The sequence below is a fragment of the Saccharomonospora sp. NPDC046836 genome (assembly GCF_040645195.1).
Lineage (GTDB): Bacteria > Actinomycetota > Actinomycetes > Mycobacteriales > Pseudonocardiaceae > Prauserella_A.
Map to the genome: position 1 here is coordinate 154,637 of NZ_JBEYXW010000002.1, position 11,571 is coordinate 166,207.

The window sequence follows — 11,571 nt, forward strand, 5'->3', positions numbered from 1 at the left end:
GCCGGGAGCGTAGCGGCACCGTGTGACAACTCCTGGTGACCCGCCGTCGGGCTGACACCCCGGGTACAGGTCACCGCCTTCCCACACCGCACGCTCTACCCTCGCCTGATGGACGCGACGAGCCAGTACCGGCGGCAGCAGCCACGGCGCGCGGCCGTCGGCGATGGAGGCCTGCTGCTCTTCCGTGTCGACGGTGTGCCCGTGCTGCTGGCGCCGTCGTGGTGGATCGGCTCGGCGATCATCGTGGTGCTCTATGCGCCGATGGTCGGCCGCTTGCTCCCTGGCGCGAGCACCGCGACGACCTGGGCGCTGGCCGCGGCGTTCGCCGTGCTGCTGGGCCTTTCGGTGCTCGCGCACGAACTCGGGCACTGCGTGGTCGCGCTACGGCTGGGCATACCCGTACGCAGGCTGCGGTTGTTCCTGCTCGGCGGGCTGTCCGAGGTCGCGCGCAATCCGCGGCGTCCCGCACACGAGGGCCTGGTGGCCGCCGCCGGTCCAGTCGTGTCGATCCTGCTCGCCGCGTTCTGCGGGGTGCTGCTGCTCGCGGTGCCGCCGGGTGGTGCGGCCTGGTTGCTGGTCGTCCAGTGCGCGGTCGCCAACCTCGCGGTGGGCCTGTTCAACCTCTTGCCGGGCCTGCCGCTGGACGGGGGCAGGATGCTGCGCGCGGGCGTGTGGTCGCTCACCGGAACCCGTTCGGCCGGGACGAAGGCTGCTGCGTTCGGCGGCGGTCTGGTGGCCGTCGGCTTGCTCGTGTGGGCGCTGTGGGGACTGGCGGCCGGTAGCGACGACCGGTGGCTCCGACTCGGTGTCTGCGTGGTCACGGCCTGGTTCGTCGCCACGGGTGCGTCCAACGAGCTCTCCGCCGACGGTCGACGCGACTGGCCCGACGGGCTGTCCGTCGGCGACCTGATGCGCCCGGTGCTGCAGCTGCCCGCCGAGAGCCCCGTCGCGGCCGCGCTGTCGGCGTCGGCGGGGCGGGGCGTTGTGCTCGTGCGCGCCGACGGTGTCGCGGCCGGCCTGCTCGACGTGGCCGGTGCCGAACGGCTGGCGGAGACGTCTCCGCACGCACCGGCGGAACTCGCCGCCGAGCCCATCCGGCCGGAGACCGTGCTGTTGCTGTCCGAACCGGGCGCCGACATCGTCGAGCGCATGTACGAGGTGGCGACGTGGCAGTTCCTCGTCGTGGACGACGACGGCAAGCCCACCGGCGTGCTGCACCGTGACGACGTGCGCGCGGCCGTGTCCGGTGGCTGGAGACGGACCGGCTGAACGCGCCGCCAGGCGGTCTGCGACGATCGGACGCCGCGCCGGGTATGGCGCACAGTCTCGTCGTGAACTGGAGGTTCGGTGTCAGCAGGGCCGTTTCGTGCCGGTGACCGGGTGCAGTTGACCGACCCGAAAGGCCGGCACTACACACTCGTCCTGGCACCGGGTGGCGAGTACCACACCCATCGCGGCGCGCTGTCGCACGACGACGTGATCGGCAAGCCAGAAGGATCGGTGATCACTTCCGCCGGGGGCACGACCTACCTGGCGCTGCGCCCGCTGCTGTCGGACTACGTGTTGTCCATGCCGCGTGGGGCCCAGGTGATCTACCCCAAGGACGCGGCACAGATCGTGATGTGGGGCGACATCTTCCCAGGCGCCAGGGTGCTCGAGGCCGGTGCGGGCTCGGGCGCGCTGACGTGCTCGCTGCTGCGGGCTGTCGGCACCGAGGGCAGCGTGACCTCCTACGAGGTACGGGAGGACCACGCCGAGCACGCGGTCCGCAACGTCGAGCAGTTCTTCGGTGCGCGGCCGGCCAACTGGACGTTCAAGCTCGGTGACGTTGCCGAGCACACCGGTGAGGTCGACCGTGTCGTGCTCGACATGCTCTCGCCGTGGGACGTCCTGCCCGCTGTGGCGAAGAACCTGATCGCGGGCGGGGTGCTGGTGGTGTACGTGGCGACAACGACCCAGCTGTCGACGGTCACCGAGGCGCTGCGCGAGCAGCAGTGCTGGACGGAACCGCAGTCGTGGGAAACGTTGCTGCGGCCCTGGCACGTCGTGGGGCTCGCGGTGCGGCCGGAGCATCGGATGGTGGCGCACACGGCGTTCCTGCTCACCACCCGCAGGCTCGCCGAGGGTGTCACACCGCCCCGCCCACGCAGGCGGCCCAGCCGGGGCTAGGGATTGCTGGCTGTGAGGGCCCCCTCGGGCAGGGGGCCCTCACAGTTTTGGCCGGGCTCAGCCGGCCATGCACCAGGTGCCGGACTCGTTCGCCGCACGCATGGTCTGGTCTGCCGTCTCGCCCTGGTAGGTGAGGGTCACCGGGATCTCGGCGCTGTCGCCGTCGATGACTGGCGTCCCGTCCTGGGTGTACTCCACGCCCTCCGGGAGGGAGTCGAAGTCATCCTCGTTGACCGCGCTCGGGTTACAGGAGATCTCCTTGGCCAGCGCCGCGTCCTTGTTGTTGAGCGCCTCGAGCGCCTTGTCGGCGAGCTCCTGCACCGCGCTGACATCACCGGGGGAGCCCTGGCCGGAGTCGCCGGTCTGCTCCGTGCTCGGCGAGCTGGGTTCGCTCGACTCGGTGCTCGGACCGGAACTGGAGTCCGTGCCGGGTGCCGGCGCGTTGGGCTGGGACGTGGTGCCCTGCTGGTTGCCGCTCTGCGCCTGCTCCTCGTCGTCGCCGCCCGACAGGATGAGGATCAGAGCGACCACACCGCCGATCACGGCGACAGCGGCGATGGAGAGGCCGACGATGAGTCCGGTCTTCTTCTTGGGCGGCTCACTGCCGGGGAACCCGCCCGGCTGCTGCCCGTAGGGCCCGGGCTGGCCGGGCTGGCCGAACTGCTGTGTTCCGCCCGGCCCCGGGTAGCCGCCATGCTGAGGTGTGGGTCCGCTGTGTGGGAATTGCCCACCAGGCGGGCCGTGCTGGCCCCACTGGCCTTGGTGGCCGTACGGCCCGGGCTGTCCCGGTCCCTGCGGCGGCTGCGGTGGATAGGTCATCGTGGCCCCCTTTTGTGGTCACAAGCTGTGGAGATTCCTGAGCTACTCGGTAGACAGGGAGCTGATCGTAGTCATGGGCGTATCGGGCGCTTCGGCCATCCGCCAGGAACTGACCGATTTGCCCTCCTTATGCGGTACCTGTTCACTCGCCCATGCACCAGGTGCCGTTCTGCTTGCGCGCCGGCAACTCCCGGTCCCGGCTTTCCCCCTGGATGCTGACCTTGATCGGGATCGTGGCGGTGTCGCCGTTGATCTGTGGCGTTCCACTCAGTTCGAACTGCACATCCTCCGGCATGTCCTCGAATGTGGTCGACGCCGTGTCCTCGCGATCGCACGAGATCTCCACTGCCAGGTCGACGTCCTTGTTCTGGAGGACCTGGACGGCCTTCTCGCCGAGCTCCTCGAGCTGGGCGACGTCACCGTCGCTGTCGCCGCCGGACAGGATGAGGATCAGAGCGACCACACCGCCGATCACGGCGACAGCGCCGATGGAGAGGCCGACGATCAGTCCGGTCTTCTTCTTGGGCGGCCGGGCGCCGGGGAATCCGACCGGCTGCTGACCATATGGCCCTGGCTGGCCGGGCTGGCCGAACTGCTGTGTTCCGCCCGGCCCCGGGTAGCCGCCGTACTGCGGCGCGGGTCCGCTGCCGGGGTAGTGCCCGGTTTGCGGGGGAGTGCCCCACTGGCCTTGCTGGCCGTACGGCCCGGGCTGTCCCGCTCCTTGTGTCGGTTGCGGCGGATAGGTCAACGTGGCCCCCTGAGTATCGAATGCTTGTGGAGATTCCTGATCTAGCAGGTCGGGGCTTGATCGTAGTCACCGCGCCCCGGCGGCACCGGTGTGGAGTCGGACCCGGCGCGCGTGGGTAACCGGTCGGGTCCATGCGGCGCGCCGATCCTGTGATGCAGTTAGGGCTTTTCATGTCGGTGATCGCCGGTACCGTGGAGGGAAATGCATTCCGAGGAGGTGCCGAAATGCAACACGACCTTCCCGGTGGTCGGCACGAGGAGGCCGACTCTTCAGAGACAGGTGGAACTGGAACCACGGGGAGCCCGTCCCGTGAACAGGTGCGTCAGATCAGGTTCCTGGAAGAGGAAGTCGCCCTGCTTCGCCGGAAACTCACGGACTCGCCGAGGCAGAACCGCGTGCTCGAGCAGCGGCTCGCGGAAGCGACCGAACGAGTGAGCCAGCTGACGGAGCGGAACAACAAGCTGGTCGAGACGCTTCGTGAGGCCCGCAGCCAGCTGCTGGCCTTGCGGGAGGAGGTCGACCGGCTCGCGCAGCCGCCGAGCGGGTACGGCGTCTTCGTGGAGGCATACGAGGACAACACGGTCGACGTCTACACGGCGGGCAGGCGGATGAGGGTGTCCGTATCGCCCGCGGTGGAGATCGAGTCGTTGCGGCGCGGGCAAAGCGTGCGTCTCAACGAAGCCCTCACCGTGGTCGAGGGCGGGAGCTTCGAGCGCACCGGTGAGGTGTGCGCGTTGCGCGAGGTGCTGCTGCCGGAGACCGAGGGCGGAAGCTCGAGGGCGCTCGTCGTCGGCCATGCGGACGAGGAACGCGTGGTGTGGTTGTCGGAGCCGCTGTCCGAGCAGACGCTCAAGCCCGGTGACTCGCTGCTCGTGGACTCCAAGGCGGGCTACGCCTATGAGCGTGTGCCGAAGGCCGAGGTCGAGGATCTCGTGCTGGAAGAGGTCCCGGACGTCCGCTACGAGGACATCGGCGGGCTCTACCGGCAGATCGAGCAGATCCGCGACGCGGTGGAGCTGCCGTTCCTGCATTCCGATCTGTATCTCGAGTACCAGTTGCGGCCGCCGAAGGGCGTGCTGCTCTACGGTCCGCCGGGATGTGGAAAGACCCTCATCGCCAAGGCCGTGGCCAACTCGCTGGCGAAGAAGGTGGCCGAGGCGCGGGGCGATGCCAGCGATGCGAAGTCCTACTTCCTCAACATCAAGGGTCCGGAGCTGCTGAACAAGTTCGTCGGGGAGACCGAGCGGCACATCCGCATGATCTTCCAGCGAGCAAGGGAAAAGGCCTCGGACGGCACACCGGTCATCGTGTTCTTCGACGAGATGGAATCGATCTTCCGTACTCGCGGCAGCGGGGTGTCGTCCGACGTGGAGACCACGATCGTTCCCCAGCTGCTGTCGGAGATCGACGGTGTCGAGGGGCTGGAGAACGTCATCGTGATCGGCGCGTCCAACCGCGAGGACATGATCGACCCGGCGATTCTGCGCCCCGGCAGGCTCGACGTGAAGATCAAGATCGAGCGGCCGGATGCGGAAGGCGCGAAGGACATCTTCTCCAAGTACCTGACGCCCGAGTTGCCGATCCACGCCGACGACCTCAGGGAGTTCGGCGACGACCGGCAGGCCACGGTCGACGCGATGATCCAGCACACCGTCGAGCGGATGTACGAGGAGACGGACGAGAACCGGTTCCTGGAGGTCACCTACGCCAACGGTGACAAGGAAGTGCTCTACTTCCGCGACTTCAACTCGGGCGCGATGATCCAGAACATCGTGGACCGGGCGAAGAAGTCGGCGATCAAGTCGGTGCTGGAGACCAAGCAGCCCGGGCTGCGGGTGCAGCACCTGCTGGACGCGATCGTCGACGAGTTCGCGGAGAACGAGGACCTGCCGAACACCACCAACCCGGACGACTGGGCACGAATCTCCGGGAAGAAGGGCGAGCGGATCGTCTACATCCGCACGCTCGTCACCGGAAAGAACCAGGAATCCGGCCGCGTGATCGACACCGCGACCAACACGGGCCAGTACCTCTAACCGCCCGCGCTGGTTGCCCCCAAGGCCACCTTGGTCGCGTTCACCGCAACCAAGGTGGCCTTGGGTGTATCTCTGCGTATAACGACCTATACGCTGTGGGTATGGAGAACTCGCGGGAAGACCGGCTGCACGCACCGATTACGGCACGGGACGTACTCGACTGGCTGGAGCAGGCCGCCGCGGCACTCCGCTCCGGGGATATCGAGGCCGGTGAGCTGATCGCGCTGCTGGGGGAGTTGCGGCAAGCGTCCACGGCATGTGCCAACGCGTCGGACTGGGCGCTGCTGGCGGCCAGGGAAGCGGGAGCCAGCCTCCGCCAGATCGCCCCGGTGTTCGGCAAAGGTTACGTGCGGGCGCCGGCGGCACGGCTGGAGAAGCTGCACCGCGAGGTGCTGTCGTCCGACCAGTTCCTCGAGCTGATGCGACGTCGTGAACCTGATGTATAACGACCTATACGGCGACGCATTGTCGGGGCAGCTGCGCTGCCCACCAACCGAACTACGGTACCTGTCATGAACAACACCGCCCGGACCGTGGTCGGCCTGGCCGCGCTCGGCAGGCCCGCCTACATCAACCTCGGCCGCACCGGCGCACTTCCGGCCGACCGGAGTGTCACGGCCTTGCGCACCGCCAGCGACACGGTGCTGGATCGCGCTTACGCCGCCGGTGTACGCCGGGTGGATGTCGCACGCTCCTACGGCCGCGCCGAGGAGTTCCTCGCCGGCTGGCTGGCCGACCGCGGCCACACCGACGTCGTGGTGTCCAGCAAGTGGGGCTACGCCTACGTCGGCGACTGGCGGCTGGATGCCTCCGTGCACGAGGTGAAGGAACACTCGCTCGGCCGGTTCCGCACGCAGTGGGCGGAGACCACGGCGCTGCTCGGCGATGTGCTGTCGTTGTACCAGGTGCACTCGCTGACGGCCGACAGCCCGTTGTTCGGCGACGAACCGCTGCTCGCCGCCCTCGCCGAAATCGGTGCCGGGGGTGTCCGCGTCGGCTTCACCACCTCCGGTCCGGCGCAGGCCGACACGATCCGGCGAGCGCTGGAACTTCAGGTCGCCGGGCAGCCGGTCTTCACCGCCGTGCAGGCGACCTGGAACGTGCTGGAGACCTCCGCGGGACCCGCTCTGACTGAGGCGCATGCCGCTGGGGTGCTCGTCCAGCTCAAGGAGACGCTCGCCAACGGCAGGCTCGTTGTGGAGCCGCCCGCGACCGTTGCGGCGGTGGCCGCCGCTCACGACGCGGCCCCCGATGCCGTCGCGCTGGCGGCGGCGTTCGCGCAGCCGTGGGCCGACGTCGTGCTCCTCGGTCCGGCGAGCACCGGTCAGCTCGAGGCCAACCTGGTCGGTGCCGGCCTCACGCTCAACACGACCGAACTCGCTGCACTGACCGCACTCCGGGAGGAGCCCGCCGAGTACTGGGCCCACCGATCATCGTTGCGTTGGCAGTGACTACTGTCAGGCCCGTTCGCCAGCCGGTTCGAGGGGACGGAGCAGGGTGCGACGAGCACGCGTAGTGGTCGCCGTGACGGCGCTGACGGCGGCCGGCCTTACCGGGTGCGCCGATCGGCCGAACGACCTGGACACCTACTACGACGACACGGTCACCACCACCACACCGGAGAGCACGCTGCAGGACACACTGCCGGAGTCCACGGCGGACCCCTCACCGGCAGCTGACGCCGCGACGCTCGCCGCCGTGGTCCACGGCGCGGTGCTGACCCCCGAGGACGTGGCAGCCGAGGGAGTGAGCCCGGCCGCACCGCCTGCCGGGATGAGCGGCTGCCTCGCCCAGGTGCCATTCGGGCTGGTCGCACCCGAGCACCGGGCCGCGCGCTGGACCTATCCCACAGGCTCGACGCTCGACCAGCTCGTGACCGCCTATCCGGACAGGCCCGCCGCCGAGGTGCTGGAGTCCCGGGTCCGCTGCGATGGCGAGGAGCTCGGCATCGTCCCCGAGCCGGCCGTGGCGCATGCGGCCTGGTGTGCGGACACCACGTGCACGATCCTGCTCGCCAAGGGGCATCTGCTCTCCGGTGTCCAGGTGGCCGCCGCCGACCGGGAAAGAGCTGCCGCCGCCATTCAGCGCCTCGCCCCGGTTGCGGCCGCCACGCTCACGCCCTGACGCCAGGCGCCGGATCGCAACACGCTCGTCACCGCCCAGGTCGGGTTCCAGGCCCGAAGGCCCGTAGGCTGGTGCCATGCGGCGGATCATGGGGACCGAGGTGGAGTACGGAATCGCGGTTCCGGGCGACGCGACCGCGAACCCGGTACTGACCTCTACGCAAGTCGTGCTGGCCTACGCGGCGGCAGCGGACATTCCGCGCGCGCGGCGGGCGCGGTGGGACTACGAGGTGGAGTCGCCATTGCGCGACGCGCGGGGCTTCGACCTGGCGGGACCGGGACAGCAGGGGCCCGACCCCGACGTCGAGGACCTCGGCGCGGCCAACGTCATCCTGACCAACGGGGCGCGGCTGTACGTCGACCATGCGCACCCGGAGTACTCGGCGCCCGAGGTGACCAACGCACGGGACGCCGTCATCTGGGACAAGGCCGGCGAGCGGGTGATGGAGGAGGCGGCCATGCGGGCCGCGACCGTACCCGGCCAGCCGGCACTACAGCTGTACAAGAACAACGTCGACGGCAAGGGCGCCAGCTACGGCACCCACGAGAACTACCTGATGGCGCGCTCGACACCGTTCACCGCGGTGATCGGCGGGCTGACGCCGTTTTTCGTGTCGCGCCAGGTGATGACCGGCTCCGGCAGGGTAGGGATCGGCCCGCAGGGCGAGGAGGCCGGCTTCCAGCTCTCGCAGCGCGCCGACTACATCGAGGTCGAGGTCGGGCTGGAGACCACGCTCAAACGCGGCATCATCAACACACGCGACGAGCCGCACGCCGACGCGGACAAGTACCGCAGGCTGCACGTCATCATCGGTGACGCGAACCTGGCGGAGTACTCGACGTACCTGAAGTTGGGCGCCACGGCGCTGGTGCTGGACATGATCGAGGCGGGTACCCGCTTCGACGACCTCAAGCTCGACGAGCCGGTGCGCGCGGTGCACCAGATCAGCCACGACCCGACCCTCAAGGTGAAGGTCGAGCTGGCCAACGGCCGCAAGTTCACCGGGCTCGACCTGCAGTTCGCCTACCACGAGCTGGCCTCGGCGCACCTGGAGCGGGAAGGCGCCGACGAGCAGTCGAAGGAGGTCCTGCGGGTCTGGGGCGAGGTGCTCGACGCGCTGGCACGTGACCCGGCCGAATGCGCCGACCGGCTCGACTGGCCTGCCAAGCTGCGCCTGCTGGAGGCCTACCGGGAGCGGGACAAGCTCGCCTGGGGCGCGCCCCGGCTGCACCTGATCGACCTGCAGTACTCCGACGTGCGGCTCGGCAAGGGGCTCTACAACCGCCTTGTCACCCGCGGGTCCATGAAACGCCTGGTCAGTGAAGAGGAGGTGCAGGCGGCCATCACCACACCTCCGTCGGACACCAGGGCCTACTTCCGTGGCAGGACGCTGGAGAAGTACGCCAACTCGATTGCCGCGGCGTCCTGGGACTCGGTGATCTTCGACGTGGGCAAGGAGTCGCTGGTGCGTATCCCGACTCTGGAGCCGCTGCGTGGCACCAAGGCGCATGTCGGCAAGCTGCTCGACAACGCTGACACGGCCGAGGAACTGGTCGATGCGCTGACCGCATCGGAGTGATCCGAAGAAACACCGAATGTCGGCGGCTCTGGGTACGCTGAACTGTAACGGCCACACCGGGAGGCGAGTATGGCTCAGGAGAAGATCGAGAAGCACGGCGGCGGCGACTCCGGCGATGAGTTCGAAGACGGCGCTCCCGCCGGTCAGGAACGTCGCGAGAAGCTCGGCGAGGACGTCGACACGATCCTCGACGAGATCGATGACGTGCTCGAGGAGAACGCCGAGGACTTCGTGCGCGCCTACGTGCAAAAGGGCGGGCAGTAGGCGGTCGGCGCCATCCCATAAGCTTGCTGATCACACTTCCCGGCCCCTCCGTCGATGGGAACTACGAGCACGCATGGAACACACTCCGCGCAACTCGGGCTTCGCGCTGCCCGCCGCGTACCTGTCGTCGACCACGTCATCCTTCGTGGACTTCCTCCGCGCCCAGGCGCCCGAGCTGCTGCCCAGTAAGCGTCCCGACGGGGTGTTAGCCCCCGGTAGCTCGTTGCAGCCACCACACGGCACGACGATCGTGGCGTCGACGTTCAGCGGTGGTGTGCTGATCGCCGGTGACCGCAGAGCGACCAGCGGCAACATGATCGCCACGCGTGACCTGGAGAAGGTGTACGTCACCGACTCCTACTCGGCGGTCGGCATCGCAGGCACGGCCGGCATCGCGATCGAGCTCGTCCGGCTTTACACGGTGGAGCTCGCGCACTACGAGAAGATCGAGGGCGTCTCGCTGTCCCTGGACGGCAAGTCGAACAAGCTGGCCACCATGGTGAAGGCCAACCTGGATGTCGCGATGGCCGGCCTGGCGGTGCTTCCGCTGTTCGTCGGTTACGACATCGACGCCAGTGATCCGAAGCGTGCGGGCCGGATCGTGTCCTACGACGTCACCGGTGGCCGCTACGAGGAGAATGCCGGCTATCACGCGATCGGATCCGGTTCGGTCTTCGCCAAGTCGGCCCTGAAGAAGCTGTACGACCCCGAAGCGGATGCCGAGACAGCAGTGCGGGCGGCGATCGAGTCGTTGTACGACGCCGCGGACGACGACACTGCGACGGGTGGCCCGGACCTGGTGCGCAAGATCTACCCCACGGTCGTGACCATCACCGCCGAGCACGGTGCGGTGGCTGTGCCGAGCGAGGAGACCTCCGCTCTGTCGCAGGCCATCGTCGAGGCCCGTGCGGAGAGCCCCGGCCGCTTCCGGAGCTAGCCTCCCCGGTAACGGCCCATGACCATCGCCAGCAGAGTCATTCACCGAGCAGAGCGGAGCCAACGCCAGTGACGATGCCGCTGTACGCCTCACCCGAGCAGCTGATGCGCGAGCGTTCCGAACTCGCGCGCAAGGGCATTGCGCGGGGCCGGAGCGTCGTCGTGCTCAAGTACCGGGGCGGCGTGCTGTTCGTGGCGGAGAACCCGTCACCGACGCTGCACAAGGTGTCGGAGATCTATGACCGCATCGGATTCGCCGCGGTGGGTCGCTACAGCGAGTTCGAGAGTCTGCGGCGGGGCGGGATCCGGCACGTCGACTTCCAGGGCTACCAGTACGACCGCAGGGATGTGAGCGCGCGGGCGCTCGCGAACGTGTACGCGCAAACGCTGAGCACGATCTTCACCGAGCAGCTCAAGCCGTTCGAGGTGGAGATCTGCGTGGCGCAGGTCGGTACGAACTCCGACGAGGACGAGCTGTACCGGCTCACCTACGACGGCTCCATCTTCGACGAGCCACGCTTCGTCGTCATGGGCGGGCAGACCGATGCCATCAGCGGCAAGCTGAAGGAGACGTTCGAGGACGGCATGGAGCTGGCGCCCGCCTTGCAGGTGGCCGCGGACGCGTTCCGTTCGCCTGCCAACGGGGCATCCGGCAACGGTGAGGGCGAGCCGAGCAAGCTCGAGGTCGCGGTGCTGGACAGGGAACGGCCGGGGCGCAAGTTCCGCCGCATCACCGGTGCCGCTCTCGACGCGCTGCTGCCGAGCAAGGCGGCACCGGCGGAGGGCGATAGCGCCGCCGGCGCCGCCGATGAGACTGCCGGTGAGGCCGCGAAGGGCGACGACGGAGCCTGAGCTCGAAAGCCCGAGGGGCGTTTGCGTGCCCGAGGGGGCAGTTC

The 11,571-nt window shown here is 68.6% G+C and carries 12 protein-coding genes; 10 read left to right on the forward strand and 2 right to left on the reverse strand.

The genetic code is table 11. From position 1 onward, the window contains the following. Window positions 1–108: 108 nt before the first annotated feature. A complete protein-coding gene (locus tag ABZ863_RS03730; protein WP_358530767.1) occupies window positions 109–1,269 on the forward strand; it encodes a site-2 protease family protein in 1,161 nt (386 codons plus the stop codon). A gap of 78 nt (window positions 1,270–1,347) precedes the next feature. Then, complete coding sequence (locus tag ABZ863_RS03735; protein ID WP_358530769.1) at window positions 1,348–2,169, forward strand: tRNA (adenine-N1)-methyltransferase; 822 nt, start codon at window positions 1,348–1,350, stop codon at window positions 2,167–2,169. A 57-nt stretch (window positions 2,170–2,226) separates the two neighbouring features. Here the strand turns inward: ABZ863_RS03735 and ABZ863_RS03740 are convergent, their stop codons facing one another. Both ABZ863_RS03740 and ABZ863_RS03745 read right to left on the reverse strand, forming a co-directional pair. Continuing rightward, on the reverse strand, window positions 2,227–2,988 hold the full coding sequence (locus ABZ863_RS03740; protein WP_358530771.1) for a hypothetical protein: 762 nt from the start codon (window positions 2,986–2,988) through the stop codon (window positions 2,227–2,229). A 142-nt stretch (window positions 2,989–3,130) separates the two neighbouring features. Further along, window positions 3,131–3,736 (reverse strand): hypothetical protein, encoded by a 606-nt coding sequence (locus ABZ863_RS03745; RefSeq protein WP_358530773.1) that lies wholly within the window; start codon window positions 3,734–3,736, stop codon window positions 3,131–3,133. A gap of 224 nt (window positions 3,737–3,960) precedes the next feature. On the opposite strand from ABZ863_RS03745, the gene arc reads away from it, so the two are divergent. The 8 genes from arc to prcA all read left to right on the forward strand — a co-directional run bounded on the left by arc (window position 3,961) and on the right by prcA (window position 11,527). Continuing rightward, entirely contained in the window at window positions 3,961–5,772 is a 1,812-nt protein-coding gene (gene arc, locus ABZ863_RS03750) for a proteasome ATPase (protein WP_358530775.1), read from the forward strand. Between the two features lie 101 nt (window positions 5,773–5,873). Beyond that, entirely contained in the window at window positions 5,874–6,218 is a 345-nt protein-coding gene (locus ABZ863_RS03755) for a hypothetical protein (protein WP_358530777.1), read from the forward strand. 66 nt (window positions 6,219–6,284) lie between these two features. Next, the gene (locus ABZ863_RS03760) at window positions 6,285–7,223 is read left to right on the forward strand and encodes an aldo/keto reductase (RefSeq protein ID WP_358530779.1); all 939 of its coding nucleotides are present in this window, start codon (window positions 6,285–6,287) and stop codon (window positions 7,221–7,223) included. Between the two features lie 46 nt (window positions 7,224–7,269). Next, the gene (locus ABZ863_RS03765; protein WP_358530780.1) at window positions 7,270–7,896 is read left to right on the forward strand and encodes a hypothetical protein; all 627 of its coding nucleotides are present in this window, start codon (window positions 7,270–7,272) and stop codon (window positions 7,894–7,896) included. Window positions 7,897–7,972: 76 nt separating this feature from the next. Next, window positions 7,973–9,475, forward strand: a complete 1,503-nt coding sequence (gene dop / locus ABZ863_RS03770; RefSeq protein WP_358530782.1) for a depupylase/deamidase Dop — start codon at window positions 7,973–7,975, stop codon at window positions 9,473–9,475. A gap of 69 nt (window positions 9,476–9,544) precedes the next feature. Beyond that, window positions 9,545–9,739, forward strand: a complete 195-nt coding sequence (locus tag ABZ863_RS03775) for a ubiquitin-like protein Pup (protein WP_358530784.1) — start codon at window positions 9,545–9,547, stop codon at window positions 9,737–9,739. Window positions 9,740–9,812: 73 nt separating this feature from the next. Then, entirely contained in the window at window positions 9,813–10,676 is an 864-nt protein-coding gene (prcB, locus tag ABZ863_RS03780) for a proteasome subunit beta (protein ID WP_358530786.1), read from the forward strand. 68 nt (window positions 10,677–10,744) lie between these two features. Further along, window positions 10,745–11,527 (forward strand): proteasome subunit alpha, encoded by a 783-nt coding sequence (prcA, locus tag ABZ863_RS03785; RefSeq protein WP_358530787.1) that lies wholly within the window; start codon window positions 10,745–10,747, stop codon window positions 11,525–11,527. The last annotated feature ends 44 nt before the right edge of the window (window positions 11,528–11,571 follow it).

Coding starts and splice junctions, on each gene's coding strand:
- ABZ863_RS03760 (WP_358530779.1), top strand. CDS start 6,285: ATGAACAACACCGCCCGGACCGTGGTCGGCCTGGCCGCGCTCGGCAGG.
- dop (WP_358530782.1), top strand. CDS start 7,973: ATGCGGCGGATCATGGGGACCGAGGTGGAGTACGGAATCGCGGTTCCG.
- arc (WP_358530775.1), top strand. CDS start 3,961: ATGCAACACGACCTTCCCGGTGGTCGGCACGAGGAGGCCGACTCTTCA.
- ABZ863_RS03740 (WP_358530771.1), bottom strand. CDS start 2,988: ATGACCTATCCACCGCAGCCGCCGCAGGGACCGGGACAGCCCGGGCCG.
- prcB (WP_358530786.1), top strand. CDS start 9,813: ATGGAACACACTCCGCGCAACTCGGGCTTCGCGCTGCCCGCCGCGTAC.
- ABZ863_RS03755 (WP_358530777.1), top strand. CDS start 5,874: ATGGAGAACTCGCGGGAAGACCGGCTGCACGCACCGATTACGGCACGG.
- ABZ863_RS03775 (WP_358530784.1), top strand. CDS start 9,545: ATGGCTCAGGAGAAGATCGAGAAGCACGGCGGCGGCGACTCCGGCGAT.
- ABZ863_RS03730 (WP_358530767.1), top strand. CDS start 109: ATGGACGCGACGAGCCAGTACCGGCGGCAGCAGCCACGGCGCGCGGCC.